Origin of the sequence: Streptomyces sp. NPDC048696 (assembly GCF_043198895.1) — a bacterium.
GTDB lineage: Bacteria > Actinomycetota > Actinomycetes > Streptomycetales > Streptomycetaceae > Streptomyces.
Map to the genome: position 1 here is coordinate 101231 of NZ_JBICVJ010000008.1, position 25104 is coordinate 126334.

Genomic DNA, 25104 nt, shown 5'->3' on the forward strand with positions numbered 1-25104 from the left:
CCGGCTCAGTAGTGGTGGCGCTCGCCGCCCTCGGAGTCCTTCTTGCAGTCGTGCTCGTAGAACGAACCGTGGTTGGCGCTGCTGCCCATCGCGGTGTGACACTCGGAGCTCTTGCCGTGCTCACGACCGTAGTTGTGGTGGCGGCCGTAGTCGCGGTCGCGGTCGTAGCTGGTGTAGCGGCCGTGGTCGTCGTTGTCGCGGCCGTAGCTGTTGTGGTGCCGGCCGTAGTCGTCGTTGTCGCGGCTGTAGTTGCTGTGGTGGCGGCCGTAGTCGTGGTCGCGGTTGTAGTTGTGGTGGCGGCCGTTGTCGTGGTCGCAGTCGTCGTGGGCCAGCGCGGTGCCGGCTCCGCCGAGGACGGCACCGAGGGCCAGGACACCGGCGGCGATCGTGGTACGCAAACGCATGAGTTCTCCTGTGAAGGGAGACGGAACGTGACCTCCACAGCGATCACCGTTACGGGCAGCGACGAAACCTGTCTTCACCCGACCGCCGACGGTGTTAGCCCACTTCCCCGAACCCCGGGTGCGGCTTCGCCTCGGGGCGGGTTCGATGGCGCACGGTGGCCCGCAACGGCGTCGCGGGTTGCAGCAGCAGAACTGGGTACGGCGGCACCTCGGTGCCGGGCAGGTCGAGGCGGCAGCGCTGGGCGACGGCGGCCAGGATCAGAGCCGCCTCGACCTGGGCGAAGCGCGCGCCGAGGCAGGTGCGCTGGCCGCCGCCGAACGGGAACCAGGCGTGGTCGGGCACCGCGTCCGGCGCGTCGCTGTCCCAGCGTTCGGGGCGGAACCGCTCGGGCTCGCGGAACCAGCGGGGATCCCGGTGGGTGGTCCACTGGCTGCACCACACGATGGTGCCGACGCGGATGCGGGTCCCGCCGAGCGTGGCGCCCTCGCGGGCGACCGCGGGGATGAGCCAGACCGGCGGATACAGGCGCATCGTCTCCTTGACGATCTGCCGGGTCCACACCAGGTCGTCGTAGTCGTCGATGGTGGGCGGCCGCCCGGCCAGCACCCGCTCCAGCTCGGCCTCCAGCCGGGCGCGCACCTCGGGCGCCCGGGCCAGCAGGTACCACGCCCAGGTCAGAGCCGTGGACGTGGTCTCGTGACCGGCGGCCCAGAGGGTGACCGCCTCGTCGCGCACCTCCTTGGGCGTCAGTGGCCGTCCCTGTTCGTCGCGGGCCGCGAGGAGCCGGCCGAGCAGGTCGTCCCGCTCCTCGGCGGCGCCGCCCGCCGCGACCCGCGCCTCGATCAGCCGGTGCACCTCGGCGTCGATGGTCCGCACGGCGCCCAGCAGGCGCCGCCGGGACGGCGTGCGCACCCACGCGGGCAGGAAGAGGCCGATGCTGCGCAGCTCCTCGCCCACGGCCCGCGTCGCCAGGTCCATCGCCTCGCCCAGCGCGGCCGTCTGCTCGCCGAGGTCGTTGCCGAACAGCGTGCGCACCACCACCCGCTGGGTGATGCGCGCCATCTCCTTCTGGATGTCGATCCGCTCGCCGTCGCGCCACCGGTCGGCCTCCGCGCCCGCGCACTCGACCATGGTGTCGGCGTACGTACGGACCTGGCGCGGCCGGACGGTGGGCTGGACGAGCGAGCGCTTGCGCCGCCAGTCGTCGCCCTTGCTGCGGATGACGCTGTTCCCGGTGATCTGCTGGAACGACCAGCCGATCTCCAGGATCTCGTACGTGTCCTCCCGTCCCGCCAGCATCTCCATGATGTGCTCGGGGCGGGAGACGAACAGGCTGCGCCGGGGGCCGAGCGACCAGGTCACGGCGTCCCCGTAGTCGTCGCGCAGCCGCGCGAGGAAGCCCAGGGGATCCCTCCCGAAGGCGGGGAGATCGCCCAGCGGCGGCAGGCCGCGGGGGCCGCGTACGAGGCGCAGCGGGGGCGTGGATACGGGCATCGGGACTCCCGGGGTGTGCCGGATGCGGTTCACCATAGGGAGTGTGTGCCCACCGCCGGGCGGCGACAGGCCAGCGGCCCCCGGACGTCACGCGTCCGAGGACGGCTCGTCGGCCAGATCGGACGGTTCGGTGAACTCCCTTGCCGTGAGCGCGTGTTGAGTCGACAGAGGGCCCGCAGGATGCCGGTGTTTGCGCAGGTCAGAGAGGTGCTGTCACTCATACGGCTCATGCCGATCGCAAGCGGACGGGCGCGGGGATACGTTCGGGACCACAGTCGGTTCGCGGCTGCCTGCCGCATTCCCCCCGTTCTCACCGCCCGAGGAGCACAGTCATGGCCGGTCTCGTACGCAAGAGCTTCGACTCGCCGGAGGAAGTCCGTCCCTTCGAGGACGGCAAGGGCAAGCTGGAGGTGGTGAACGTCGACGCGGGAGCGGTGGGCCGGGCGACGTTCGAGCCGGGCTGGAAGTGGTCCGAGCACGTCAAGCCCATCGCCCAGACGGACAGTTGCATGGCCGCCCACGCGGGCTACGTCATCTCCGGGCGGATCAAGGTCGTGATGACCGACGGCCAGGAGGAGGAGTTCGGTCCGGGCGACTACTTCAACATCGCCCCCGGCCACGACGGGTGGGTGCTCGGCGACGAGCCGTGCGTCGTCGTCGACTGGCAGGGGTTCGCGGACTACGCGAAGGCCTGACAGCCAGGACGCTCGGACGGCTCCGGGCTGCGGCTGGGGCCCTGTTCAGTGGGTCAGCGGATACGACCTCCGCCCCGTCGCCTCGTCGATCTCACCGTGTGCCTTCTGCAACAGCTGCGACGCGAGATCCATGAGGACGCGCGCGCCCGCGATCTCCTCGCCGACGCGTAGCTGCTCCGGGTCGGAAGGGTGGCGCATGGCGTAACCGCGCCCCTTCACCTCGGTGCCGTCGCCGAGCCTGACCAGGGCCGCAGCGCTGGTGCGGTCGCCATCCTCGGAGAATTCCAGTTCCACATGCCACCCGACGAGCGTGGTCATGACGGATCACCTCCAGGGCTTGCCCCTTTTCCGTGTCTCCAGGGTCCCTCTGCGCGGCCTGGGACGCTACCTGTGCCCGCGGGACTCCCCGGCACCGCTGTGACCTGGATGGTTTCCTGAAAGTCCGTATCCCACTATGAAGTGGGTACTTGTCGGGCTCGGGGCCGGGCCCGAACGATGGGGGCATGACGAACAATGATCTTGCACCCGTAACCGTTCTCGGCCTCGGCTCGATGGGCCAGGCCCTCGCCGGTGCCTTCCTCGGCGCCGGACACCCCACCACCATCTGGAACCGTTCCGTCACCAAGGGCGAGGAGCTGGTCGCCCGGGGCGCGGTGCGGGCCGCGAGTGCCGAAGAGGCCGTGCTCGCGGGGGAGTTGGTGGTGGTCTCGGTCGTCGACTACGACGCCTCGAAGTCCGTTCTCGACCCGCTGACGGACGTCCTCCAGGGCCGTGTCCTCGCCAACCTCACCTCGTACCCGCCGGAGCGCGCCAGGGAAGCCGCCGCGTGGGCCGAGCGGCACGGTATCTCCTATCTCGACGGCGCCGTGATGGTGCCGACGCCGCTGATCGGCCGACCCGAGGGTTTGATCCTTTACTCCGGCCCGCGCGACGCGTTCGCGTCGTACGAGAGCGCGCTGACGGCGCTCAGCGGACAGGCTGCCTATCTCGGCGGGGACCACCAGCTCGCCGCCGTCTTCGACCTGGCCATGCTCGACTATTTCTACGGGAGCATGGCGGGCATGGTGCACGCCTTCGCGCTGGGGCGCGAGTACGGGGTGGCGGCCAAGGACCTGGCGCCGTTCCTCCACACCATCGGCGCGATCATGCCGGCCATCACGGACGGCAGCGCCGTCACCGTCGACTCCGGTCAGTACGACGGGTCGCAGGCCAACCTGGCCATGATGACCGCGAGCGTCGACCACCTGCTGCACATGTCGCGCACCCTCGGTCTCGACTCGGGCGTGCTCGCGGCCATCAAGTCCGTCGCCGACCGCGCGATCGCCAAGGGGCACGGGGCGGACGACTGGGCGGCCACCATCGAGGCGCTCAAGGCCTGACCCGATCCGGCGTCTGACCGGTGGCCATTCGCGGTCAACTACCTTACGAATGGCCAAAGTTCAACACTTGCGCAAAGCTGCAATGATTCGCGATACTCGGCCGTGCTGGTTGGCATGGACGCGATAAATCTCGTGTACGCCGGACACCCCGGCGGACGTGCCCACCGGCGCTGTCCTCCGGGCCCGGCACACCGTGGCGGGCTCAACCCCCACTGGAGGTACCGAGATGAAGCAACGAAGGACGTCCGGGCGGCGGCGCGCGGCCACAGCCGCGGCCGGAGCCCTGGTGCTCACGGGCACCATGCTGGCGACGCAGAGCGCGACCGCGGCTCCCGCGTCACCCGGCGCGGACGGGCTCACCGCCGTCTCGGCGGGCCGGCTCGCACACCACGTCGAGAGCGCGCTCGCCGGCCGCACGGCGGGCTCGTACTACGACAGAGGGGCCGGCAAGCTCGTCGTCAACGTGGTCGACAGAGGCGCGGCCGCCGCCGTCCGCGACGCGGGAGCCGAGCCCCGTCTGGTCAGCCACTCCCTGGCTCAACTGAACGCCACTCGGCAGCAGTTGAAGGTCAAGGCGTCCATCCCCGGCACCGCCTGGTCGATGGACCCGGTGACCAACAAGATCGTCGTCAAGGCCGACCGCACGGTCACCGGCGACCGGCTGGCCAAGCTGTCCAAGGTGGTGCGCGGACTCGGCGACACGGCCGTACTGAAGACCACGCCCGGACGGTTCCAGCCGCTCATCGCGGGCGGCGACGCGATCTGGGGCAGCGGCGCGCGCTGCTCCCTCGGGTTCAACGTCACCGTCGGCGGCCAGCCGTACTTCCTCACCGCCGGGCACTGCGGCAACGCGGTCTCCAACTGGTCCGACCAGCAAGGCGGTTCGGACATCGGGGTCACCGAGGCCTCGACCTTCCCGGGCCACGACTACGCGCTGGTCCGCTACACCGCCGACGTCGACCACCCGAGCGCGGTCGACCTCTACGACGGCACCTCGCAGCCGATCAGCGGCGCCGGATACGCCACCGTGGGCGAGCAGGTGCAGCGCAGCGGCTCCACCACCGGGGTCAACGGCGGCCAGGTCACCGGTCTCAACGCCACCGTGACGTACCAAGAGGGCCAGGTCGACGGCCTCATCGACACCACCGTCTGCGCCGAGCCCGGCGACAGCGGCGGCTCGCTCTTCGACGGCGGCACGGCCCTCGGCCTCACCTCCGGCGGCAGCGGCGACTGCAGCTCGGGCGGCGAGACGTTCTTCCAGCCGGTGCCGGACGCGCTGAACGCGTACGGGGCGCAGATCGGCTGACCTCCTGAACGGCCTTCGCGCGAAGGCATTTCCGCGGCTTTTCCGGGCGGCGGCGCCGCACCCGTCGGCGTCGCCGCCCGGCTGTGCTTACGGTTCGAAGGTCGCGAGGAGTTGTTCAAGGGCCGCCTGGTCGGGCCCGATGAACGGGTCCGAGTCCGGCGCCATCGTGAGCGTGTCGGTCATCCGCGCGGACACGCCGACCGCGGGCGGCAGATGGGTGCACAGGACGGCCTCGGGCGCCATGTCCCGCAGCGGCTGAACAGTGGCGAGGTACTTGTCCCGGTCGGTGATGTGGACCCAGGGGCTGTCCACGGTCGCCCAGAGCAACTGAGCCGCTCGCAGGTCGGCCGGGTCGACCATCCGTACGTCGTCGTTGGTGGCGAGCTCCGCGGTCGGCATGGCTCCGCCGAAGCAGTCGGAGCTGAAGCAGGTGCGCGAGCGGTCGTCGTAGAAGCCGACGGTGGCCGGGTTGTCGAACAGCGGGGGGCGGAAGGCACGCAGCGTGCGGTCACCGACGTCCAGGGTCTGGCCGGGATTGACCAGACGGATGCGGTCCAGGGGCAGCGGGCGTTCGGTGGACATGATCCCGGCGCCGATGTACGTCGTCACGACACGCGCCTTCGGGGCGGCGTCGAGCAGCGCGAAGATGCCGCCGGTGTGATCGCGGTCGGGGTGGGTGAGCCAGATCCAGCGGACGTCGGCGGGGTCCACGACCGAGCCGAGCGTGTTGAGGAAGTCCCGGTCGGGAAGGCCCAGGCCGGTGTCGACGACCACGGGCTCCGCGGAGTGCAGCACGAACGCGTTGACCGGCAGGAAGCCGATCCCCGGCACTTCGAGGCAGTCGGAGAGGACGGCGGTGTCGCTTCCGATCTTGTGCGTGGTCATGGTGGGCTCCCACCCCCCTACGCGTATATCTCCATGGTGACTCCGCCCTGGTGCCCACGCATACGCGGCAAGGGCGGCGCTCGCACACCTCCGGATGTACGCGTTACCCGCCCGTACACGTGAGGTCGGAGGCAGGCAGCCGTCCGCTGTCGAGATAGGCGTTGACCGTGTCGTTGACGCAGGCGTTGGCGTAGGTCAGGCCGTAGACCGCGTGGCGGTACGAGTTCCGCACGGTGACCAGGCGGGAGCCGGGCCAGCGGGTGTGCATGGCCCGCGCCTCGGAGTAGAGGACACGCGGATCCCCGGTGGCGTTGACGAGCAGCGCCGGGACGTCGTTGTCGACGACGGTCGGCCGCTCGCGCGGCGGTGTCCAGAACGGGCACGGGGTGATGTCGTTGAAGAGCGGGCCGAAGAGCGGGTGGCGTGTCCGGCTGCGCTCGATCGCCCGCCGGAAGACCTCCGGGTCGCGCGGGCCGGGGGTGTCGGCGCAGAGGTACGCCGTCTGCGTGCTGCCGTACGCGGAGTCCTGCCCGGTGAACAGCGACGGCAGGAGTTCCGCGAGGCCCGGGTCCGGCTCCGCCCGCCCGGTCTCGGCGGCCCGCTTCAGGGTGCGGACCATGGCGGCGATGTCCTGGTCGGTCTGCCGCAGGTCCTCGCCGAGCACCCCGTACATGAGGAGCGGCACCACATGCCGGTCGAGCCTGTACGTCCCCACCGCGAGTGGCCGCCGCACGGCCGCGGCCTGGACGCGGTCGACGGTGGCGAGCACCCCGTCCGCCGTCGAGCCGAGACCGTAGGTGCCGTTGTGGGCCGCGGCCCAGGACGCCCAGTGCCGCAGGGCGTTCTCATTGGCCTGCTCGGTTCCGTACTCCGGCCAGGGCGCGAGGTGGTGCGGTTCGTGGACGCCGTCGAGGACGACGCGGTCGGCGCGGCCGGGGAACATCGCGGTGTACACCTCGCCGAGGTAGGTCCCGTACGAGATCCCGAAGTAGGAGATCCGGCGGCGGCCGAGCACGCCCCGCACCACGTCCATGTCCCGGGCGGCGTTCCGGCTGGACGCGTACGGCAGCAGATCGCCCGCGTTGCGTCGGCACTTCGCGGCCAGGCCGCGCTGGAAGTCCGTCATACGGACGAAGTCGGCCCGGTCGAGGCCTGCCCCGCGCATGGAGGTGGAGGTCGGCCAGCGGCAGTCGAGCGGCGCGTTGCGGCCGACGAATCGTGGGTCGATGCCCACCAGGTCATAGCGTGCGGCGACCTTCTTCAGCGCCGCATGACGGTCTGTCAGGTAGTCGATGACCGGATCGCCCGGTCCGCCCTCGTTCACCACGAGGGCGCCGATCCGGTGGGCGGTGTCGGTGGCCGGGACGACCGCGACCGCGACGGAGATCGTACGGCCGCCCGGGCGCGAGTAGTCGAGCGGGACCGTCACGGCCGCGCACCGCGCACCCAGCGCGGCGAGCTGCTTGCCCGGGGCGTCCTGGGCATTGCGCACACAGGACTTCCAGGCCGGGGCCTGGCGGTAATAGCGGTCGAGGGCGTGGTCGGCGGCGGACGCCGCAGGGGTGCCGATGAGCGACAGCGAGGCGACCATGGCCGCCGCTCCGAAGTGGACGCGATTGCGGTACGCGAGCTTCATGCCACGGAGCGTAGTTCCTGTTATGTGTGCCTTGGAGTGGATTGCGCAAAATGGCGATCGTGGCACCACGTGATTGCGCCACACGCCCGTTCGGGCACCATGGTCAGGTGCCGAGAAACCGACGAACGCCACCGCCGCCCGCGCCAGTTGACGATCCGCTGCTGGATCAGGCCCTCGCGGACCTCGACTGGTACGCGCGCTGTCGCGACCGCGCCCGCCGGTGGCACTGGGTCATCGAGCTGGGCGCGCTGCTGACGGGGGCCGCGACGGTGGTGGTGGCGGGCATCCAGGCTCCCGCCGCCGTCACCGCCACCCTCGCGGGAGCGACTGTCTTCATCGGTGGATTCCGCCAGGTCTTCGGCCATGCGGAGCGCCATGTGCTCGCCGCGGAGGCCTGGTCGAGGCTGCGCTTGGCGATCCGCCGCTACCGTCTCGTCCCCGAGGCGCAACGGGACGAGGCCGTCCGCCGGCGCCTCCTTGAGGAGGTCGAGACGGTGGCGACGAGTGAACTCCAGAGCTGGGCCGCCAGTCGGCGCGGGGTGCAGCCGGGGCCACTGATGGGCACTCAACTGCCGCAGTGACGAGCTGACGTGAGGCGCACCCCGCTACGTCCGGCTCAGCCCGTGAAGTGGAGGCAGATGCCGAGCGGCGCGCCCCAACCGGTGTGGACGCGGACCAGTATCGCGCTGTTGACGACGGTGACGCTCTCCGAGTAGACGTGCGCGTCGCCGACGAACTCCTGGGAGGGCAGACCCGCGCCCGCCTCGGACGCGGAGGCGGTCACCGGCTGTCCGGCCGACACCGGGGCGCCGTACCAGGTGATGACCTGGCCGTCGTTCACCCCGGTGTAGCAGTTGGTCTGGGTGAACGAGGTCGCGCCGAAGGCTCTGTTGCTCACCAGTGTGGCGGCGGGGTGGTTGTCCCGGGCGCTGTGACCCGAGGGGGCGGAGCTGGAGGACGACTTCGGCGTGGTGTCCGCCGAGGCGATCCCGGGAGCGGTCAGCAGGGCGGCGGCCACGGCCGTCACGCCCAGTACGCCGGTCAGCGAGCGCTTGGCCTGCGAGGAAATCCGCATGGTGAATCCTTTCTGTGCCTGTCAGTTCCTGGTCTGTGCTGTCTGCGCCTGTCTGTTTCTGGCGAGAGCGGAGCGTCGGACGGGAATCCATAGGTGGCGCAAAGGTGCGATGGGGCTGCCGTGATCGATGTCATGCGCCCATCAATTCCCCGACTGTGCTCGGCGACGGGAACGCCGCCGAGCACTGCCAAGCTAGGCCGTCGCGAAAGCCGTCCGGTATCCCGAATACTGGGTATGGCGCGACCGGCGGTCCATGTGCGGTCGCGCGGCCTCAAAGGCGCGGTGCGCGGCCCCTAGACTGGGGGCGTGCCGGGCCCGGGGACGTGGTCCGGGCGGAACGGGGGAGCGAACGTGACGGCACGCAACGGCAACGTCGAGGACCCGCCTGCCGAGGTGCTGGCGGAGGCGGCCGCCGTGTTCGGCCTGCTGGCCTCGCCCGCGCGGCTGCACATCGTATGGGCCCTGGCGCAGGGCGAGAGCGATGTCACCGGACTCGCGGAACGCGTCGGCGGCGCTCTGCCCGCGGTGAGCCAGCACCTGACCAAGCTGAAGCTCGCGGGCCTCGTACGCGCGCGGCGCGAGGGCCGGCGCCAGATCTACTTCGTCGACGATCCTCATATGGTCTCGATGGTCCGCCTGATGGTGGGTCAGCTCACCGACGTAGTCGAGTTTCCCGAACGCCGACTGCGCGGCCTCGGTTGAGGCGCGGCGGTGACGACGGTGGCGTACAGGGGCAGGGGACAGGAGGAGGTCGGTGATGGCTGAGCGGCGCAGGCGTGGGCTCGGGTGGTGGCTGGTGCTGCCGATCCTCGCGCTCGCCCTCTGGGCGTGGTCGCGCGGCGGCGACGGTGCGGACACGAAGAGCGCCAGTCCGAGGAGTTCCGCCGAACCCACCTCCTCGGCGAGCCGCACGGCCTCCGCCGACAAGCACAAGGAGTACGACCCCGCCGACTACGCCCCGCAGGTGCGTACGTATGCGAAGAAGGCGGGCGTCAGCGCGCAGCTACTGATGGCGATCCTCTACAACGAGTCCTACAAGCCGCACGACCCCGATCTCGAACGGTCCTGGCAGGCCTACAAGCCCGACTCCGCCTTCGGTATCGCCAATATGCACCGGGCCGCCTTCGACGACACCAAGCGCGGCCGCGACTTCGCCGACCGGCGGTGGGAGGAGCTGCCCGACGACCGCGCCCTGGCCGTCGAGGCGGCGGCCTGGCATCTGCACGACCTGGCGAAGCAGCTGCCCGCGCACTGGCCCGGTGCGCGCACCAAGGACGAGCTGCTCGCGATGGGGTACAACGCGGGCGGCGGCAACATGCTGGCCTTCGCCCGAGGTGTCCATCCGGGCAGCCAGGCCCAGTCGTATCTCGACAGGCTGCACGACAATTGGGAGAAGTCGGGCGCTGCCGTACGCGGCTGACGTCCGAGATGTCCCCTTCATCCCCTCTTGCGCCGCTTATATCCTCGGCAACACTTTAAAAGTTGCGCAATGTTTGAAGTATGGTGTGCGGCGGGAACGCCCGCTGCCGGTCAGGGGCGTGGGAGGGCCTGGGGGTGGGGAGTGGCGCGCGACGGGGACGGGCTGCGGGCGCAGGACAGGGTTGTCTTCGCCCACGCCCTGCAACAGGCTCTCGATTCACCGGAGATACGTGCGGCGCTGAGCGACGCCTCCGCGACCGTCCGCCCCGAGTGGCTACGGGCCCAGGCGCTGCGCGACCGTGAGGTGATCGCCGCGGTGGTCGCCGCCGAGTACCGTGTCTACCTCCGGGCGAACGCCGCCGCCGAGTCGGACGCCGACGGTGGAGCGGTGGATGCGGGCGCACCGTGGCGCGACGGCGAGCGGACCACCAGTGTGCGCGACGAGTTGCTGTCCGCGCTCGCCGTTCTCGTGCCCGCGCTGAGCGCCGTCGCCGCGGCAGCCTTCCTCCTCATCGGCCACAGTCTGGAACTCGTGGGACTGCATCCCATGCTCGCCGATGAGTTGCAGACGTGGGGGTGGGGATTCGCCCTGCTCGCCGGAGCGACTGCGGGCGTCGTGCTCGCCCGGCTCCTGATGGCGGCCGCGCGCAACGCGCCGATGGCCAAGGCCGAACCGACGGCGGACGCGTACGACCGTGCCCGGCGTGAACAGGCCGTGTGGCGCCGGGCTCTGCTCGAACGGGGAGTGCTCCCGTATCTGCGCCGTCGTATCGAGGAGGAGCGGCGGGCGGCGTCGGACTCCGAGACGCGCCGTTGATACTTTAGTGGTTGCGCAAGTGGTGTAACTATAGTGACTGTCGGAGCAGGACCCGACGGACTCGACGCACTGGAGGAAGACCGTGGGAGTGACCCTTTCCAAGGGCGGCAACGTTTCGCTGAGCAAGGAGGCGCCCGGTCTGAGCGCCGTGACGGTCGCCCTCGGCTGGGACGTACGGACCACCACCGGCGCCGACCACGACCTCGACGCCAGCGCGCTGCTGTGCACGGAGGCGGGCAAGGTCGTCTCCGACCAGCACTTCGTCTTCTACAACAACCTGACCAGCCCGGACGGCTCCGTCCAGCACACCGGCGACAACCTCACCGGTGAGGGTGAGGGGGACGACGAGTCCATCAACGTCGACCTGTCCCGCGTCCCCGCCGACGTCGCGAAGATCGTCTTCCCGGTCTCCATCCACGACGCGCACGCCCGGGGCCAGAGCTTCGGCCAGGTCCGCAACGCGTACATCCGCGTCGTGAACCAGTCCGGCAACGCGGAGCTCGCCCGCTACGACCTGAGCGAGGACGCCTCGACCGAGACCGCGATGGTCTTCGGCGAGCTCTACCGCCACGGCGGCGAGTGGAAGTTCCGCGCCGTCGGCCAGGGGTACGCCTCGGGCCTCGCCGGGATCGCGTCCGACTACGGCGTCAACGTCTGACAGCTGCCGCCCGACGCCTGAGCCCGAAAGGCGTTCCGGGCATTCGAAAACACCGGTATGAACCTCGGGTTCATACCGGTGACCGGCATGCCCTGCCATTTGTCGGCTACGGCGGTTCTTTTGTGTTGGCGGGCCGGATCGCCGTAGGGTTGCTCCCGTCGATAAAGGCCCGATAAGGGCCCGGCGCCCTGTCACAGACTGAACACAGAATTTGACCCCTGGTTCCCTTTGATTCGAACGGATTTGGCGAAGAGTCGGCCGACTCTTGGTGCGCTGTTTGTCGTTGAGATACGAACCAAGACGGCCCATCGCGCATCTCTCAATACGTTCAGCCCGCGTCCGCACACGCGGAGCACCTTTCCAAAGGAACCTTCCCTTGAACCCGCAACCGCCATACCCCACCTCGGTGCGACGGATGACACATCCGCAGGAGCTGTTGACAGCTCGCCCCGCCACCGGGGCACTCTGGCAGCCCGTTCCGCCGCCCGCCGCCCGTACCCTCCTCGATGTCCTGGAGACGACCGCCCGGACCTACCCCACGGCGCCCGCCCTGGAAGCCGGGACCAGAGTGCTGGACTACCGCACCCTGATGGCCGAAGTCGACGAGCTGGCGGCCAAGTTGAGAGCGCAGGGTGTCGGGGTGGGGGACCGGGTCGGCATATGGGTGCCCTCCGGCACCGCCGACCTGTATGTGGCCATCCTCGCGGTGCTCCACGCCGGCGCGGCCTATGTGCCGGTCGACGCCGACGAGGGCGCCGCGCGCGCCGAGATGATCTGGTCCGAGGCGGCGGTGTGCGCCGTCGTCGGTGCCGGACGCTCGCTGTTCGCCCGCCCCGAGTCGGCTCCGCGGGCGGTACGCGGCAGGCCGTCGCTCGACGACGACGCGTGGATCATCTTCACCTCCGGGACCACCGGGGTGCCCAAGGGTGTCGCCGTCAGTCACCGTTCCGCCGCCGCCTTCGTCGACGCCGAGGCCCGGCTGTTCCTCCAGAACGCCCCGCTGGGCCCCGGCGACCGCGTGCTGGCCGGGCTCTCCGTGGCGTTCGACGCCTCCTGCGAGGAGATGTGGCTCGCCTGGCGGCACGGCGCCTGCCTGGTCCCGGCGCCGCGCTCGCTGGTGCGTGCGGGTGTCGACCTCGGGCCGTGGCTGGTCGAGCGCGGGATCACCGTGGTGTCGACCGTGCCCACGCTCGTCGCGCTCTGGCCGCCCGCCGCCCTCGACCGGGTGCGGCTGCTGATCGTCGGCGGCGAGGCCTGCCCCGCCGAGCTGGTGGACCGGCTCGGCGCGGGGCGCGAGATGTGGAACACCTACGGTCCGACCGAGGCCACCGTCGTCGCCTGCGCCGCCCGGTGCGTGCCCGGTGAGCCGGTACGGATCGGCACGCCGCTCGACGGCTGGCAGCTCGCGGTCGTCGACGCCCAGGGGCACCCCGTGCCCTGGGGCGCGACCGGTGAACTGGTCATCGGAGGTGTCGGCACCGCCCGCTACCTCGACGCGGCCAAGGACGCCGAGAAGTTCGCGCCCCACCCCGCTCTCGGGGGCCGCCGCGCCTACCGAAGCGGCGACCTGGTGCGCGCGGAACCCGAGGGGCTGATCTACCTCGGCCGCGCCGACGAACAGGTGAAGATCGCCGGGCGCCGGATCGAACTCGGCGAGATCGACGCCGCGTTGCAGTCGCTGCCGGGGGTCCGGGCGGCCGCCGCGGCGGTGCGTACGACGGGCAGTGGCGCCCAGATCCTGGTCGGCTATCTCGTACCTGATGAACCGTCAGTCAATGGCGGTCTGGACACCGGCGCCGCCCGGCGTCAGCTGCTGGGCCGGCTGCCGCAGGCCCTGGTACCCGTCCTCGCGCTCGTCGACGACCTGCCCACCCGTACCTCCGGCAAGGTCGACCGCAACGCCCTGCCCTGGCCGCTGCCCCAGTCCGCGAGAACCGTGGACGACAGCGCGGGCGGGCCACCCCTCGAAGGCACCGCGGCCTGGCTCGCGACGCTCTGGGAGGACCTGCTCGGCATGCCGGTCGGGGCGGACGCGGACTTCTTCGTGCTCGGCGGCACCAGCCTCGGCGCGGCGAAACTCGTCACCGCCCTGCGCGAGCGCTACCCGGCGGTCTCCGTCGCGGACGTCTATCACTGCTCGGGTCTGCTCGCGCTCGCCGAACGGCTCGACTCGTTCGGCGGGCGCGGCGCTGCCCGCCGTGAGGTGCGGCCGACGCCGCGGCACGTCGGAGTGGTCCAGAGCCTCGTCCTGGCCGTGCTGTTCACCGTGACCGGGCTGCGCTGGGTGCTGGCGCTCGCCACCCTCGACAACATGATCGGCCCGCTGCCCTGGGCCCCGCACACCTCCTGGTGGGTCGTGCTCGGCGGCTGGGCCCTGCTGTACAGCGCCCCCGCGCGCCTCGGTATCGGCGCGGGCCTGGCCCGGCTGCTCACCCGTGGCATGCGCCCGGGCGACTACCCCCGGGGCGGCGCCACCCATCTGCGGCTGTGGGCGGCCGAGCGGGTGGTGGCCACCTTCGGCGTCCCGTCGCTGCTCGGCACCCCTTGGGCCTCGGTGTACGCCCGCGCGCTCGGCTGCGAGGTCGGCCGTGACATCGTGCTGCACACCATGCCGCCGGTGACGGGCCTGGCCCACCTCGGCGACGGCTGCGCGATCGAGCCGGAGGCCGATCTGTCCGGCTGGTGGCTGGACGGTGACGTACTGCGCCTGGGCGAGGTACGGATCGGGGCCGGCGCCCGGGTGGCGACGCGCTCGATGCTCTTCCCCGGCGCACACCTGGGCGACGGCGCCGAGCTCGCGCCCGGAGCATCCCTCGACGGCACGGTGCCCCCGTACGAGCGCTGGGTCGGCGTGCCCGCCCGGCGTGACGCGGCCGCACCCCCGGCGGGCAGCGACTGGCCCGCCCCGCACCATCGCCACCCCCGCCGCTGGCACTGGGCGTACGCGGCCGCGCTCCTTGGCTTCAACGTGCTGCCGCTCCTTGCGATGCTGCCCGCCCTCGCGCTGCTGTACGAGGTCGCCGGACACGACACCTCGCTCGGCGTGCTGCTCGGCGATCTGCTGTGGACCGCGCCGATAGTCACCGTGCTCAGCGCGACCTGCTACGCCGCCCTGCTGGTGGTGGCGGTCCGGCTGGCCGCACGGGCGCTCAAGCCCGGTTTCCATCCGGCGCACGGCAAGGCGGCCTGGTGCGCCTGGGTCACCGCACGCCTGATGGACCAGGCCCGGGGCTCCCTCTTCCCGTTCTACGCCAGCCTGTTCACCCCCGTATGGCTGCGCCTGCTCGGCGCGCGGGTGGGGCGCAGGGCCGAGCTGTCCACCGTGCTCACGCTGCCGAGCCTGATGACGGTCGAGGAGGGCGCCTTCCTCGCGGACGACACCCTGATCGCGCCGTACGAGACGCGCGGCGGCTGGCTGCGGCTCGGCGAGGCGAGCGTGGGACGGCGGGCGTTCGTCGGCAACTCCGGCATCGTCGGACCGGGCCGCGCACTGCCCGACGGCGCGCTCGTCGGCGTCCTGTCCGACGCGCCCGCACACGCCGAACCCGGCTCGTCCTGGCTCGGCAGGCCCGGCTTCACCGTGGCGCGCAGCGCGGACACCGGCGATGTGAGCCGTACCTTCGAGCCGCCCCGGCGGCTGGTGCTGGCTCGCGCGGCGGTCGAACTGTGCCGTGTCATACCGCTGCTGTGCAGCGCGATACTCGCCGATGTGTCGTTCGTCGTCCTTCAGGAGGTCGTCGACCTCGACGGCTGGGCGCTGGCGTCGGCGCTGGCCGGTGCGCTGATGCTGGTGACCGGTGTGGTGGCGTGTCTGACCACGACGCTGGCGAAGTGGCTCCTGGTGGGCCGGTTCCGCCAAGGCGAACACCCGCTGTGGAGCTCCTTCGTGTGGCGCAACGAGCTGTTCGACACCTTCGTCGAGGAGCTGGCCATGCCCTGGCTGGGCAGCTCCCTGATCGGGACCCCCTTCCTGAACACCTGGATGCGGACGCTGGGCGCGCGCATCGGGCGCGGTGTGTGGTGCGAGAGCCACTGGCTGCCCGAGACGGACCTGGTGCGGCTCGACGACGGTGCGAGCGTCAACCGGGGCTGTGTGCTGCAGACCCATCTGTTCCACGACCGGCTGATGCGCATCGACGAGGTCCGCCTCGGCCGGGGCGCCACGCTCGGCCCGCACTCGATCGTGCTGCCCGGTTCGTCGATCGGCGCCGCCTCGGTGGTCGGCCCTTCGTCGCTGGTGATGCGCGGCGAGCAGGTCCCGGCCGACACCCGCTGGCTGGGCAACCCGGTGTCCGCGTGGGCGCCGCGCAGCAGCGAACCGGCGACGGCCTCGGTGTGACGCCCTGCCAGGGGGCCCGCCCGCGCGTCGCGGGCGGGCCCCTCGAACCCCTGGAACTCCTCAAGGAGACGCAACCGTGTGTGGCTGGACTCGTCGTGCCTTCGTCACCGGCGCGCTGTCGCTCCCTGTCTACTGTGCCTCGACGGGTGGGAGCCGGATGGACGCCGACGGAGTGACCCGGGCGGAAGAGCGCCGCGCCGCGGCGGCCGGTCACTATTTCCCCCGCCACGGCGACCCCGCGTTCCACCCCACCGCGTACGACCTGCGACTGGCCTACCTGCCCTCGACGCGCACCCTGACCGGTCTCGCGCGGGTGACCGCCACGGCCGAGGCGGCCGTCGAGCACATCGGCCTCGATCTGTCGGCCGCGCTCGGGGTGAGCGCGGTGAGCCTGGACGGTGTGGACGCCCGGTTCCGCCACCGCCGGGGCAAGCTGTGGATCGACGTGCCGGGCGGGCTGCGGCCCGGGCGGTCGTTCACCGCCGAGGTGCGCTACTCGGGCCGACCCCGGCCGCTGCGCACCCCGTACGGCGACATCGGCTGGGACTACACCCCCGGGTCGCCCTCCGGGGTGCTGGTGGCCAGCCAGCCGCTGGGCGCCTCGTCCTGGTTCCCCTGCAACGACCGCCCGGGCAGCAAGGCCGCGTACCGCATGGCGGTGACCGTCCCCGACGGGCATCAGGTGGTCGCGAACGGGACGCTGAGCGAGCGTGCCCCGGCGAAGGCGCGGCACACGACGTGGACGTATGAGCACCGCCGCCCGATGGCCAGCTATCTGGCGACGCTCAACATCGGCCGGTTCGCCTTCAGCGACCAGCACGGCGGCCCGGTGCCGATCCGCAACGCCTACCCTCCCCGGATGGCGGCCGCCTTCGCGCACGACTTCGGACGCCAGCCCCAGATGATGCGGCTCTTCGAGAGCCACTTCGGACCGTATCCCTTCGAGGTGTACGGGTCGGTCGTGGTGGAGGCCGAGCTGGACCAGCCGGTGGAGAACCAGACGTTCTCCCTGTTCGGCGCCAACCACCTGGACGGCAGGCGCGGCAGCGAACACCTGGTCGCCCATGAGCTGGCCCACCACTGGTTCGGCAACAGCGTCGGACTCTCCGAGTGGCGGCACATCTGGCTCAACGAGGGCTTCGCCACCTACTGCGAGTGGCTGTGGTCGGAGCACAGCGGCGGCGCCGACGCCGACGAGTGCGCGGCGGTGAACTGGGCCGACCTCGCCGACGACAGCCAGCGGGTCCGGATCGGCGACCCGGGCCCGGCCAAGCTCTTCGACGAGCGGGTGTACTCGCGGGGCGCCTGCACCCTGCACGCGCTGCGCACCACGATCGGCGACGAGCGGTTCTTCGCCACGCTGCGGGCGTGGGCGGCCGAGTACCGCCATCGCAACGCCGGGACCGGCGAGTTCATCGCCCTCGCCGAACGGCACGCGGGCCGTGGCCTCGGCGACTTCTTCCACCCGTGGCTGTACGAGAAGAAGCTGCCGCCGCTGCCGAGCGCCGTGTGACCCGGCGCACACCGCCGCACGCCCGCGCAGGCGGAACACACCACTTCCACATCCTTGCTATATTGCGCAACTATGCAAGTCGCTCGCTTCGCGGACGGACCACTCCGCGAACGGGTGCTGACCACACCGGGCCGGGGGACGAGTGAACATGCCGAACAGCGGCGCGGGCGTACGCGGTTGGACGGCCCGCCGTCGCAACACCGAACTGGTGCTGGTCGTCCTCGCCGTCCTCATCGCGATGTTCGGCCACGCCTCGGTGGGCCTGGCCATGCACGACTCGCTGCCCTCCGGGTTCTGGGGCTACAGCCTGGGTCTGGGCGCGCTCGCGCTCACCGCGCACCTCGCGGTACGGCGCTTCGCCCGCTACGCGGACCCGCTGATCCTGCCGGTCACCGTGATGCTCAGCGGTCTCGGCCTGGTGGTGATCGACCGGCTCGACGACTCGTACAAGACCCACTACCACGCCACCTCCGCCGCCCCCGGACAGGTCATGTGGACGGCCGTCGGTGTCGGTGTGCTGATCGCGGTCGTCGTCGCCCTGAACCACCACCGGGTGCTCCAGCGCTATACGTATGTGGTGATGGCGACGGCGCTGCTGCTCCTGATGGCACCGGCGTTCTTCCCCGGGGACACCTACGGCGCCAAGCGCTGGATCTTCCTGGGGCCGGTGTCGTTCCAGCCCGGTGAGTTCGTGAAGATCAGCATCGTGGTGTTCTTCGCGGGATACCTCACCGTCAACCGGGACGCGCTGGCCCTGGCCGGGCGCCGGGTCGCGGGCGTCAGCCTGCCCCGGGGCCGCAACGCCGGGCCGGTCATCGCCGTGTGGGTGCTCAGCCTGCTGGTCCTGGTCTTCGAGCGCGACCTGGGCACTTCGCTGATCTTCTTCGGCGTGTTCGTCCTCATGCTCTACGCGGCCACCGAGCGCACCAGCTGGGTGATCTTCGGTGTGGTGATGGCCGCGGTGGGCGCGGTGGTGGTCGGGTCGCTGGAACCGCACGTCCACGGCCGCGTGGTGGCCTGGCTGCACCCCTTCGACATCTATCTCCCGGCCGACCGGCGCCCGGCGGGCCTCGTCTCCGACCAGGCCGCGCAGGCGATGTTCAGCTTCGGCCACGGCGGACTCACCGGAACCGGACTCGGCCGGGGCGAGCCCTGGCTGATCGGGTTCGCCGGGCGCAGCGACTTCATCCTCACCACCATCGGCGAGGAGCTCGGCTCGGCCGGAGTGATCCTCATCCTCATGCTGTACGTCCTGCTCATCGAGCGCGGACTGCGCACCGCCCTGGCGACCACCGACCCGTTCGGCAAGCTCCTGGCCCTGGGGCTCGCCGCCACCATCGCGCTCCAGGTGTTCGTGGTCGCGGGCGGTGTCACCGGCCTGATCCCGCTGACCGGCAAGGCCCTGCCGTTCCTGGCCCAGGGCGGATCGTCGTCCGTCGCCAACTGGCTGCTGGTGGCGCTGCTGCTCAAGGTCAGCGACAGCGCGGGACGCGCTTCGACCCAGCCGGAGGGCAACGCCACGATCCTCACACCGGTGGCTCAGCCGGCGAGATGAGGCGCGGAGCTCCGGGCGGGACCTCGGCAGTGCGAGTCCCGCCCGGGGCTCCGCCCCTGAAGTTCCGTCAGAGAGCGCGGGCGAACAGCGCCAGCAGCTCCTGCCAGTGGCGCTCGTCCGCCTCGGCGTTGTACGCGGCGGTGTCGGCCTGGGTGAACCCGTGATGCGCGCCCGGGTAGATCCCGCCGCTGTGGCGGACACCCGCCGCCGAGAGGGCCTTCTCCAGCTCCTCGATCTGCTCCGGCGGGTTGCCCCCGTCCTGGTCCGCGTGCCCGAAGTAGAGCTCCGCGGTGATGTTCCCGGCCAGCAGGTGGGGGCTGTCGGGGGCATCGTTGGCCAGCCGTCCGCCGTGGAAACCGGCGGCGGCCGCGACGCGCGCGGGGTAGGTGCCCGCGGTGCGCAGGGCCAGCCCGGCACCCATGCAGTAGCCGGTGAGGCCCGCCGGTCCGCCGGTGGTCAGGGGCGACGCGGCGAGCCACGAGAGGTAGGCGTCGGCGTCCCGCATGGCCGCTTCGGCGGTGAGGGCGAAGATGTGCGGGGTGATCTCGTCGAAGAGGTTGGGGCGCTGCGCGGGGTCGATGAACTCGGGCAGCTCGACCAGCGGCGCGCGGCCGCCGCGGTAGAAGAGGTTGGGCACCAGGACGGTGTATCCGGCCGCCGCGATGCGGTCCGCCATCTTCTTGAGGTGGGGGCGCAGCCCGAACGCGTCCATGTAGAGCAGCACCGCCGGGTGCGGGGCGCCGTCGTCGGGGTGGGTGAGATAGGCGTCGGCTATGCCGTCCGGGGTGGGGATGTCCAGATCGGTTCCGAGCACGGTGGCCATCGTGAATACTCCTTCAATCCTGACGAATCCTCACCGCAGGATAGGCGACCAAGATGGCACCGAGACATCGCAGTTGACCTTTGTCACGTTCTCGACGGTCCGTCGCACGCGGGTGGCGAAAAACCGTGGACCGGCAGGTCACCCTGCCGGTCCACGGTTTTCGGCGACAGGTTCGCGCCGCGGGCTCAGCCTTGTCGCGGGTTCGGCTTGAGGACGGCGAACACCGCGCCGTACGGGTCGGCCAGCCAGGCGATGCGGCCGACGTCGGGCACGTCGGAGGCCGGCATGAGCACCGATCCGGCGTTCTCCTGCACCTTGGTCACGATGACGTCGGCGTCGGCGACGGCGAAGTACGGCACCCAGCCCGGATCCCGCTGCCCCTCCTGGAGCGCGGCCACACCGCCGAAGGAGGCCTCCCGCTGCTCGCCGTCCTTGACGCTGAGCACGCGGTAGACCATCCCCGGTGCCTGCATCTCCTCGGAACGCCAGCCGAACAGGCCGTTGTAGAAGGCGATGGCGCGCACCGGGTCCGGGACGTGCAGTTCCGTCCACACCAGGGTGTTGTCCTCGGACGCCTTCTCCAGGCCCTTGGTCTTCCCGGGCTGCCAGACGGCGAACTGCGCGCCCTGCGGGTCGGTGAACTGGGCCAGCCACCCCTCGCCCATGACGTCCATGGGCTCGGCCCGCACGGCACCGCCCGCGGCGACCACGTCGCGCGCGGTGGCCTGGATGTCGTCGCTCTGGAAGTACGTCGTCCAGGCCGACTTGGCGCCGTCCTCGGACAGCTTCCCGAGCGCGCCCACGGTCTTGCCGCCCAGCTGGAAGAACCCGTATCCGCCGGACTCGGGCCCGGCGGATACGAGGTCCCACCCGAAGACCGCGCCGTAGAACGCGGCGGCTCGGGTCGTGTCGGGGCTGCCGAGGTCGATCCAGTTGGGTGAGCCGGTGCGGAAATCGGTGCCGAGCATGCGTGTCCTCCTGCGGTTCCGGTACGACGACGCCTGCCACGATGCCGACCGCACGGCCCGCCGGGATGATTACCGGGCTGGGCGGGGCGGGGTTTCACCCGGACGGTGGCAGGGGCGGCGGCAGTGGGACGCGGCAGGAGATACCGCACGGCCGAGGCCGGGACGCACGACGACGGCGCGCGCCCCGGCCTCGGCCGGATCAGAGCAGGAACAGCGCGGAACTAGGGCAGGAAGTACATCGGGTTCGGGATCTTGTACGTCTTGTCGGCGTACCCGCCCGCGAGGTCGGTGTACTGGTCGCCGAGGTTGGCGACGATGTTGTAGCCCATGTCCTCGATGTGCTTGCGGGTGCCCGACTTGTAGTCGACCGTCGAACAGGTCCACTTGGGCTTGCCGCAGCTCAGGTACGCCGGCGGGTTGGTCTTGTCCTTCAGGAAGAAGTGCGCGGTGTCGACCGGAACCGCGTAGCCCGCCCTGGTGAGGTTGGCGGCGCTCGCGTCGCGCTGGGAGACGTCGCGGCCGGTGAGGAAGAAGACCGTCACACCCTTCTTGGCCGCGTAGTCGACCAGGTCGGGCATGCCGAACACCGCGATGGAACGGGCGCTCTGGACATACGCGTTGAACGCGGCGGCGTTGTACGCGAAGCCGTTCTTCTTCTCGTAGTCGTACGTGAGCAGCGTCGTGTCGTCGACGTCGAGCACGATGGCGGGCTTGCGGCCGTCGCGCCCGGGGTGCGCGGCGGCGTGGGCTATCTGGCGCTTGGCGCGGGCCTCGATCGCGGCGACCTGCTTGGCGTAGTTGCTGGTCGGCGAGGCCTGGTAGGCCCCGGTGGAGTCGGCGGCGCCCCCGTAGTAGGCGTCGATCTTCTCCTCGACCTTGGTGATGTTCGGGATCTCCTTGTCGCTCTTCGGCGTGCTGTCGCCGGCGGAGGCCGCGCCGGCGCCGTACAGAGCGGCGCCGGTCACGGCGAGGGCGGCAGCCGTGGCTGCGGTTTTGGTGAGGGTGCGCATGGGCCTCATATCTACGCGCATCACACATCGCCCCGCCAGGGGGTTTGATCAACTCTTTACCATGTGCGGCCGACCTGGGAAGTCCACCAGGCGGCGGTGGGCCACGCCCCACTCGCCGATGAAGAAGTCGAAGCCGTTCACGCGTGTCGACCCGTGGTGCCCTCGGCCAGTGAGTCGGCGAGGTAGGCGTCCAGATCCGGCGCGTGCGGCGCGAGCATGTGCCGGACCCAGGCGTCGCGCTCGTGCGTGAGCGGCGGCAGCTCCCAGACACAGCCGATCCACGGCCGGCTCTGCACGGCGAAGTGCGTCGGGTTCAGGTCCGGGCAGTCGAGGGCGGGCTGGCCCGCCGCCGCACCACAAAAGTGCAGCACGTTGTCCCACACCCAGCTGTACACATTGAGGTAGGCGCCGGTGTCGCCGCCCCGGTGCAGCACCAGGAATCCGGCCGGTGGTGTGCCGTCCGGCCCGGGCAGCAGCCGCGGCAGCACCGCGTAGGCCGCCTTCTCGACCGCGGGGTCGATACCCGTCGGATCGGCGGTGACGTGGTAGCGCTTGAAGTGCCGCCCGCCCACCTCGATCGGCGGCGGGGTCGTCAGGAACTTCTCTTCGAAAGCCATGTCCGCACGCTAGAAGCACTTCACTGACACCCACTGTCAGTGAAGTGCGGCACAATTCCCGGCATGCGCGCCGGCCGACTCCTCTCCACCCTGCTGCTGCTCCAGACCCGGGGCCGGATGACCGCCGCCGAGCTGGCCGAGGCCCTGGAGGTCTCGGTGCGGACCGTCTACCGGGACATGGACGCGCTGCACGCGGCCGGGATCCCGCTGTACGCGGACGCCGGCCACCGGGGCGGCTACCAACTGCTCGACGGCTACCGCACCCGCCTCACCGGGCTCAGCCAGGAGGAGGCCGAGGCGCTGTTCCTCTCCGGCGCCCCGGGTCCCGCCGCCGAGCTCGGGCTCGGTTCGGTGCTGGCGGCGGCCCAGCTGAAGGTGCGTGCGGCGCTGCCGCCCGCGCTGCGCGACCAGGCCGGCCGCATCCAGGCGCGCTTCCACCTCGACGCACCCGGCTGGTACGCGGACGCCGACCCGGTCCCGTTCCTGCCCGAGGTCGCCCAGGCGGTATGGAACGGCCGTGTGCTGCGGCTGCGCTACCGGCGCTGGAAGGAGCCCACGGAGGTGGACCGGCGCCTCGAACCGTACGGCCTGGTGCTCAAGGCCGGTCGCTGGTACGTCGTCGCGGCGCCCGGCCCACGTGCGTACCGGGTGGACCAGATCCTCGAACTGCGGCTCCTGGAAGAGGAGTTCACCGTTCCCGGGGACTTCGACCTGGCCGGGTTCTGGCAGGCGTATCAGGAACAGTTCCACTCCTGGCTGCACACCGCCGACGCCGTCGTACGGGTGTCGCCCCTCGGCGCCGCCCGCCTGACGGGCGCGGCGGCGCGGGCGCTGCGCGCCTGCGGTGAGCCGCAACCCGACGGCTGGACCCGCGCGGTCCTGCCGATCGAGTCCATGGATCACGCCTGCCGGGAATTCCTGGCCCTGGGACCGGAGATCGAGGTCGTCGAACCGGCGGAGCTGCGGGAGCGGATGGCCGCGACGGCCCGCGCGATCGCCGCCCTGCACGCCGACTGACGCCGGGCGCCGGGGTGTTGTGCCAGGTCAGTGCATAGGGTGTGCCGAATGACACGACACCTGGATTTCGAGCGCCTGCACAACTTCCGTGACCTCGGCGGCTATTGCGCCTCGGACGGACGCACCGTGCGCTGGGGCCGGCTGTACCGGTCCGACTCGCTGGCCAAGCTCCAGGGCGCGGACTGGGACCGCTTCCTCGCCCTGGGTATACGTACCGTCATCGATCTGCGGTATCCGTGGGAGATCGAGGCCAAGGGCAGGGTGCCGGACGCCGACGGGTTCACGTATCTCAATCTCAGTGTGGAGCACCGACCCTACGACCAGGCGGAGATCGACCCGGCGCTCGACCCATGGCGCTTCCTCGCCGACCGGTACGCGGAGGTCGCTCTCGACGGGGCCGAGGAGCTGCGGCAGGCGCTGGAGGCCATCGCGTCCGAGAGCGGGCCGCAGGTGTTCCACTGCGCCTCGGGCAAGGACCGCACCGGCCTGCTCGCGGCCCTCGTCCTCTCGCTCCTGGGGGTGGACGAGGACACCATCGCCGCGGACTTCGCCCTCACGGAGCTGGCCACGGACCGGCTGATCGCGGACTGGCGGGCGGCCAACCCGGGGCGGGCCCTCAACTGGCCCGGATACGGGCGGGCGCCCGAGGAGGTCATCCGGCTCTTCCTCGCCGACCTCACCGACACCTACGGTTCGGTGCGCGACTACGCGGTCAAGCACATCGGGGTGGACGACGCCCTGATCGAGAGGCTGCGCGCACGGCTACTGGACTGAGCACCGTGGCGGCGGGCATCGGCCAACGTGGCCTGGACCTGATGGTACCTACTAGGTACCATCAGGGTATGCCGTCCTTGAATATCACGTTCACCGACGAGGAACTGGCGGAGGTCCGCGCCGCCGCGGCCGCCGAGGGCAAGTCGCTCAAGCAGTATGTGCACGACCTGCCCCTGCGCGAGCGCCAGCGCCGTCAGTTCGTCCGCTACGCCGTCTCCTGGGGGGAGGCCCATCGGGAGCAGTTCGACGAGGCCTTTCCCGAAGAGGTCCCCCCGGCCGACCGTCCGCAGGGGAGCCAGGCCGCCTGATGACTCTGTACATCGATGTGCCCTGGCTGCTCGATGTCCAGGAACAGGCCGTCCCCGAGGACGTCTCCGTCGCCGACTACTCGGCGCTCGTCGCCGCGGTCGCCCGCCACAAGACCCGTATCCCGCGCCCCACCACCGCCGAGCCCGACCCGGCCTGGCGCGCCGCCGCGCTGCTGCACACCCTGGTGCGCCTGCAACCGCTCCCGTACCGCAACTCGCTGTACGCGTGCCAGGTGGCGGTCGCGTATATGCACGCCTCCGGCGAAGGCATGGACCCGCCGTACGGCGCCCTGGTGGATCTCGTACGGGACATCCAGGCGGGCAAGGCGTCCGTCTACCAAGCGGCGGACAGCATCCGCGAGTGGCGGCTCTGACCGCCGCGACAAGGGCTGCGAACACGGCTGCTACAAG

The 25104-nt window shown here is 71.1% G+C and carries 25 protein-coding genes; 15 read left to right on the forward strand and 10 right to left on the reverse strand.

What is annotated here, in order from left to right:
• Positions 1-5: 5 nt before the first annotated feature.
• The gene (locus ACGFRG_RS18520; RefSeq protein WP_393265075.1) at positions 6-404 is read right to left on the reverse strand and encodes a hypothetical protein; all 399 of its coding nucleotides are present in this window, start codon (positions 402-404) and stop codon (positions 6-8) included.
• A 94-nt stretch (positions 405-498) separates the two neighbouring features.
• Positions 499-1899: a cytochrome P450 gene (locus tag ACGFRG_RS18525; protein WP_393265077.1), complete on the reverse strand. Its 1401-nt coding sequence runs from the start codon at positions 1897-1899 to the stop codon at positions 499-501.
• A 332-nt stretch (positions 1900-2231) separates the two neighbouring features.
• On the opposite strand from ACGFRG_RS18525, the gene ACGFRG_RS18530 reads away from it, so the two are divergent.
• The gene (locus ACGFRG_RS18530) at positions 2232-2594 is read left to right on the forward strand and encodes a cupin domain-containing protein (RefSeq protein WP_361421816.1); all 363 of its coding nucleotides are present in this window, start codon (positions 2232-2234) and stop codon (positions 2592-2594) included.
• A 45-nt stretch (positions 2595-2639) separates the two neighbouring features.
• Here ACGFRG_RS18530 and ACGFRG_RS18535 read toward each other — a convergent pair whose 3' ends face one another.
• A complete protein-coding gene (locus ACGFRG_RS18535) occupies positions 2640-2912 on the reverse strand; it encodes a DUF1876 domain-containing protein (RefSeq protein WP_361421819.1) in 273 nt (90 codons plus the stop codon).
• A gap of 185 nt (positions 2913-3097) precedes the next feature.
• Here ACGFRG_RS18535 and ACGFRG_RS18540 point away from each other — a divergent pair, with 185 nt between their 5' ends.
• Together ACGFRG_RS18540 and ACGFRG_RS18545 are read left to right on the forward strand one after the other, a co-directional pair.
• Entirely contained in the window at positions 3098-3973 is an 876-nt protein-coding gene (locus ACGFRG_RS18540; RefSeq protein WP_361421822.1) for an NAD(P)-binding domain-containing protein, read from the forward strand.
• A 226-nt stretch (positions 3974-4199) separates the two neighbouring features.
• The gene (locus tag ACGFRG_RS18545) at positions 4200-5279 is read left to right on the forward strand and encodes a S1 family peptidase (RefSeq protein ID WP_361421825.1); all 1080 of its coding nucleotides are present in this window, start codon (positions 4200-4202) and stop codon (positions 5277-5279) included.
• An 87-nt stretch (positions 5280-5366) separates the two neighbouring features.
• Here ACGFRG_RS18545 and ACGFRG_RS18550 read toward each other — a convergent pair whose 3' ends face one another.
• Entirely contained in the window at positions 5367-6164 is a 798-nt protein-coding gene (locus ACGFRG_RS18550) for an MBL fold metallo-hydrolase (RefSeq protein WP_361421828.1), read from the reverse strand.
• A gap of 103 nt (positions 6165-6267) precedes the next feature.
• On the reverse strand, positions 6268-7800 hold the full coding sequence (locus tag ACGFRG_RS18555) for an alpha/beta fold hydrolase (RefSeq protein WP_393265082.1): 1533 nt from the start codon (positions 7798-7800) through the stop codon (positions 6268-6270).
• A gap of 107 nt (positions 7801-7907) precedes the next feature.
• Here ACGFRG_RS18555 and ACGFRG_RS18560 point away from each other — a divergent pair, with 107 nt between their 5' ends.
• Positions 7908-8381, forward strand: a complete 474-nt coding sequence (locus tag ACGFRG_RS18560) for an SLATT domain-containing protein (RefSeq protein ID WP_393265085.1) — start codon at positions 7908-7910, stop codon at positions 8379-8381.
• 35 nt (positions 8382-8416) lie between these two features.
• On the opposite strand, the gene ACGFRG_RS18565 is transcribed toward ACGFRG_RS18560, so the two are convergent.
• Complete coding sequence (locus tag ACGFRG_RS18565; protein ID WP_393265088.1) at positions 8417-8875, reverse strand: hypothetical protein; 459 nt, start codon at positions 8873-8875, stop codon at positions 8417-8419.
• Between the two features lie 351 nt (positions 8876-9226).
• Between ACGFRG_RS18565 and ACGFRG_RS18570 the strand changes: the two genes are divergently transcribed.
• The 7 genes from ACGFRG_RS18570 to ACGFRG_RS18600 all read left to right on the forward strand — a co-directional run bounded on the left by ACGFRG_RS18570 (position 9227) and on the right by ACGFRG_RS18600 (position 19176).
• Positions 9227-9577, forward strand: coding sequence for a metalloregulator ArsR/SmtB family transcription factor (locus tag ACGFRG_RS18570; protein ID WP_361421840.1), 351 nt, complete (start codon positions 9227-9229; stop codon positions 9575-9577).
• Between the two features lie 55 nt (positions 9578-9632).
• On the forward strand, positions 9633-10295 hold the full coding sequence (locus tag ACGFRG_RS18575; protein ID WP_393265091.1) for a transglycosylase SLT domain-containing protein: 663 nt from the start codon (positions 9633-9635) through the stop codon (positions 10293-10295).
• Positions 10296-10436: 141 nt separating this feature from the next.
• Entirely contained in the window at positions 10437-11111 is a 675-nt protein-coding gene (locus ACGFRG_RS18580; RefSeq protein ID WP_393265094.1) for a hypothetical protein, read from the forward strand.
• Between the two features lie 82 nt (positions 11112-11193).
• Positions 11194-11769: a TerD family protein gene (locus tag ACGFRG_RS18585; RefSeq protein ID WP_361421849.1), complete on the forward strand. Its 576-nt coding sequence runs from the start codon at positions 11194-11196 to the stop codon at positions 11767-11769.
• Between the two features lie 415 nt (positions 11770-12184).
• A complete protein-coding gene (locus tag ACGFRG_RS18590) occupies positions 12185-16108 on the forward strand; it encodes a Pls/PosA family non-ribosomal peptide synthetase (protein ID WP_393265098.1) in 3924 nt (1307 codons plus the stop codon).
• A gap of 157 nt (positions 16109-16265) precedes the next feature.
• Complete coding sequence (locus ACGFRG_RS18595) at positions 16266-17621, forward strand: M1 family metallopeptidase (RefSeq protein WP_393265101.1); 1356 nt, start codon at positions 16266-16268, stop codon at positions 17619-17621.
• A gap of 148 nt (positions 17622-17769) precedes the next feature.
• Positions 17770-19176 (forward strand): FtsW/RodA/SpoVE family cell cycle protein, encoded by a 1407-nt coding sequence (locus ACGFRG_RS18600; RefSeq protein ID WP_361421855.1) that lies wholly within the window; start codon positions 17770-17772, stop codon positions 19174-19176.
• Positions 19177-19243: 67 nt separating this feature from the next.
• Here ACGFRG_RS18600 and ACGFRG_RS18605 read toward each other — a convergent pair whose 3' ends face one another.
• The 4 genes from ACGFRG_RS18605 to ACGFRG_RS18620 form a co-directional block, all read right to left on the reverse strand.
• Entirely contained in the window at positions 19244-19999 is a 756-nt protein-coding gene (locus tag ACGFRG_RS18605; RefSeq protein WP_361421858.1) for a dienelactone hydrolase family protein, read from the reverse strand.
• A 185-nt stretch (positions 20000-20184) separates the two neighbouring features.
• Positions 20185-20967, reverse strand: a complete 783-nt coding sequence (locus ACGFRG_RS18610; RefSeq protein WP_361421861.1) for a VOC family protein — start codon at positions 20965-20967, stop codon at positions 20185-20187.
• 221 nt (positions 20968-21188) lie between these two features.
• Positions 21189-21977: an HAD family acid phosphatase gene (locus ACGFRG_RS18615; protein WP_361421864.1), complete on the reverse strand. Its 789-nt coding sequence runs from the start codon at positions 21975-21977 to the stop codon at positions 21189-21191.
• Between the two features lie 137 nt (positions 21978-22114).
• Positions 22115-22594, reverse strand: a complete 480-nt coding sequence (locus ACGFRG_RS18620; RefSeq protein WP_361421867.1) for a hypothetical protein — start codon at positions 22592-22594, stop codon at positions 22115-22117.
• Positions 22595-22657: 63 nt separating this feature from the next.
• Here ACGFRG_RS18620 and ACGFRG_RS18625 point away from each other — a divergent pair, with 63 nt between their 5' ends.
• The 4 genes from ACGFRG_RS18625 to ACGFRG_RS18640 all read left to right on the forward strand — a co-directional run bounded on the left by ACGFRG_RS18625 (position 22658) and on the right by ACGFRG_RS18640 (position 25067).
• Positions 22658-23611 carry a helix-turn-helix transcriptional regulator gene (locus ACGFRG_RS18625; RefSeq protein ID WP_393265106.1) on the forward strand — a complete coding sequence of 318 codons (954 nt, stop codon included), beginning with the start codon at positions 22658-22660 and terminating at the stop codon, positions 23609-23611.
• A gap of 48 nt (positions 23612-23659) precedes the next feature.
• Positions 23660-24385, forward strand: coding sequence for a tyrosine-protein phosphatase (locus ACGFRG_RS18630; protein WP_393265108.1), 726 nt, complete (start codon positions 23660-23662; stop codon positions 24383-24385).
• Between the two features lie 68 nt (positions 24386-24453).
• The gene (locus ACGFRG_RS18635) at positions 24454-24693 is read left to right on the forward strand and encodes a hypothetical protein (protein ID WP_188271897.1); all 240 of its coding nucleotides are present in this window, start codon (positions 24454-24456) and stop codon (positions 24691-24693) included.
• On the forward strand, positions 24693-25067 hold the full coding sequence (locus ACGFRG_RS18640) for a toxin Doc (RefSeq protein ID WP_188271898.1): 375 nt from the start codon (positions 24693-24695) through the stop codon (positions 25065-25067). Before ACGFRG_RS18635 ends, ACGFRG_RS18640 begins: the two co-directional genes overlap by 1 nt.
• Positions 25068-25104: the final 37 nt, after the last annotated feature.

Excerpts from the sequence above, each read along its gene's own strand:
- ACGFRG_RS18520 (WP_393265075.1), bottom strand. The coding sequence starts at position 404 with ATGCGTTTGCGTACCACGATCGCCGCCGGTGTCCTGGCCCTCGGTGCC.
- ACGFRG_RS18525 (WP_393265077.1), bottom strand. The coding sequence starts at position 1,899 with ATGCCCGTATCCACGCCCCCGCTGCGCCTCGTACGCGGCCCCCGCGGC.
- ACGFRG_RS18530 (WP_361421816.1), top strand. The coding sequence starts at position 2,232 with ATGGCCGGTCTCGTACGCAAGAGCTTCGACTCGCCGGAGGAAGTCCGT.
- ACGFRG_RS18535 (WP_361421819.1), bottom strand. The coding sequence starts at position 2,912 with ATGACCACGCTCGTCGGGTGGCATGTGGAACTGGAATTCTCCGAGGAT.
- ACGFRG_RS18540 (WP_361421822.1), top strand. The coding sequence starts at position 3,098 with ATGACGAACAATGATCTTGCACCCGTAACCGTTCTCGGCCTCGGCTCG.
- ACGFRG_RS18545 (WP_361421825.1), top strand. The coding sequence starts at position 4,200 with ATGAAGCAACGAAGGACGTCCGGGCGGCGGCGCGCGGCCACAGCCGCG.
- ACGFRG_RS18550 (WP_361421828.1), bottom strand. The coding sequence starts at position 6,164 with ATGACCACGCACAAGATCGGAAGCGACACCGCCGTCCTCTCCGACTGC.
- ACGFRG_RS18555 (WP_393265082.1), bottom strand. The coding sequence starts at position 7,800 with ATGAAGCTCGCGTACCGCAATCGCGTCCACTTCGGAGCGGCGGCCATG.
- ACGFRG_RS18565 (WP_393265088.1), bottom strand. The coding sequence starts at position 8,875 with ATGCGGATTTCCTCGCAGGCCAAGCGCTCGCTGACCGGCGTACTGGGC.
- ACGFRG_RS18575 (WP_393265091.1), top strand. The coding sequence starts at position 9,633 with ATGGCTGAGCGGCGCAGGCGTGGGCTCGGGTGGTGGCTGGTGCTGCCG.
- ACGFRG_RS18590 (WP_393265098.1), top strand. The coding sequence starts at position 12,185 with ATGACACATCCGCAGGAGCTGTTGACAGCTCGCCCCGCCACCGGGGCA.
- ACGFRG_RS18595 (WP_393265101.1), top strand. The coding sequence starts at position 16,266 with ATGGACGCCGACGGAGTGACCCGGGCGGAAGAGCGCCGCGCCGCGGCG.
- ACGFRG_RS18600 (WP_361421855.1), top strand. The coding sequence starts at position 17,770 with ATGCCGAACAGCGGCGCGGGCGTACGCGGTTGGACGGCCCGCCGTCGC.
- ACGFRG_RS18605 (WP_361421858.1), bottom strand. The coding sequence starts at position 19,999 with ATGGCCACCGTGCTCGGAACCGATCTGGACATCCCCACCCCGGACGGC.
- ACGFRG_RS18610 (WP_361421861.1), bottom strand. The coding sequence starts at position 20,967 with ATGCTCGGCACCGATTTCCGCACCGGCTCACCCAACTGGATCGACCTC.
- ACGFRG_RS18615 (WP_361421864.1), bottom strand. The coding sequence starts at position 21,977 with ATGCGCACCCTCACCAAAACCGCAGCCACGGCTGCCGCCCTCGCCGTG.
- ACGFRG_RS18620 (WP_361421867.1), bottom strand. The coding sequence starts at position 22,594 with ATGGCTTTCGAAGAGAAGTTCCTGACGACCCCGCCGCCGATCGAGGTG.
- ACGFRG_RS18625 (WP_393265106.1), top strand. The coding sequence starts at position 22,658 with ATGCGCGCCGGCCGACTCCTCTCCACCCTGCTGCTGCTCCAGACCCGG.
- ACGFRG_RS18630 (WP_393265108.1), top strand. The coding sequence starts at position 23,660 with ATGACACGACACCTGGATTTCGAGCGCCTGCACAACTTCCGTGACCTC.
- ACGFRG_RS18635 (WP_188271897.1), top strand. The coding sequence starts at position 24,454 with ATGCCGTCCTTGAATATCACGTTCACCGACGAGGAACTGGCGGAGGTC.
- ACGFRG_RS18640 (WP_188271898.1), top strand. The coding sequence starts at position 24,693 with ATGACTCTGTACATCGATGTGCCCTGGCTGCTCGATGTCCAGGAACAG.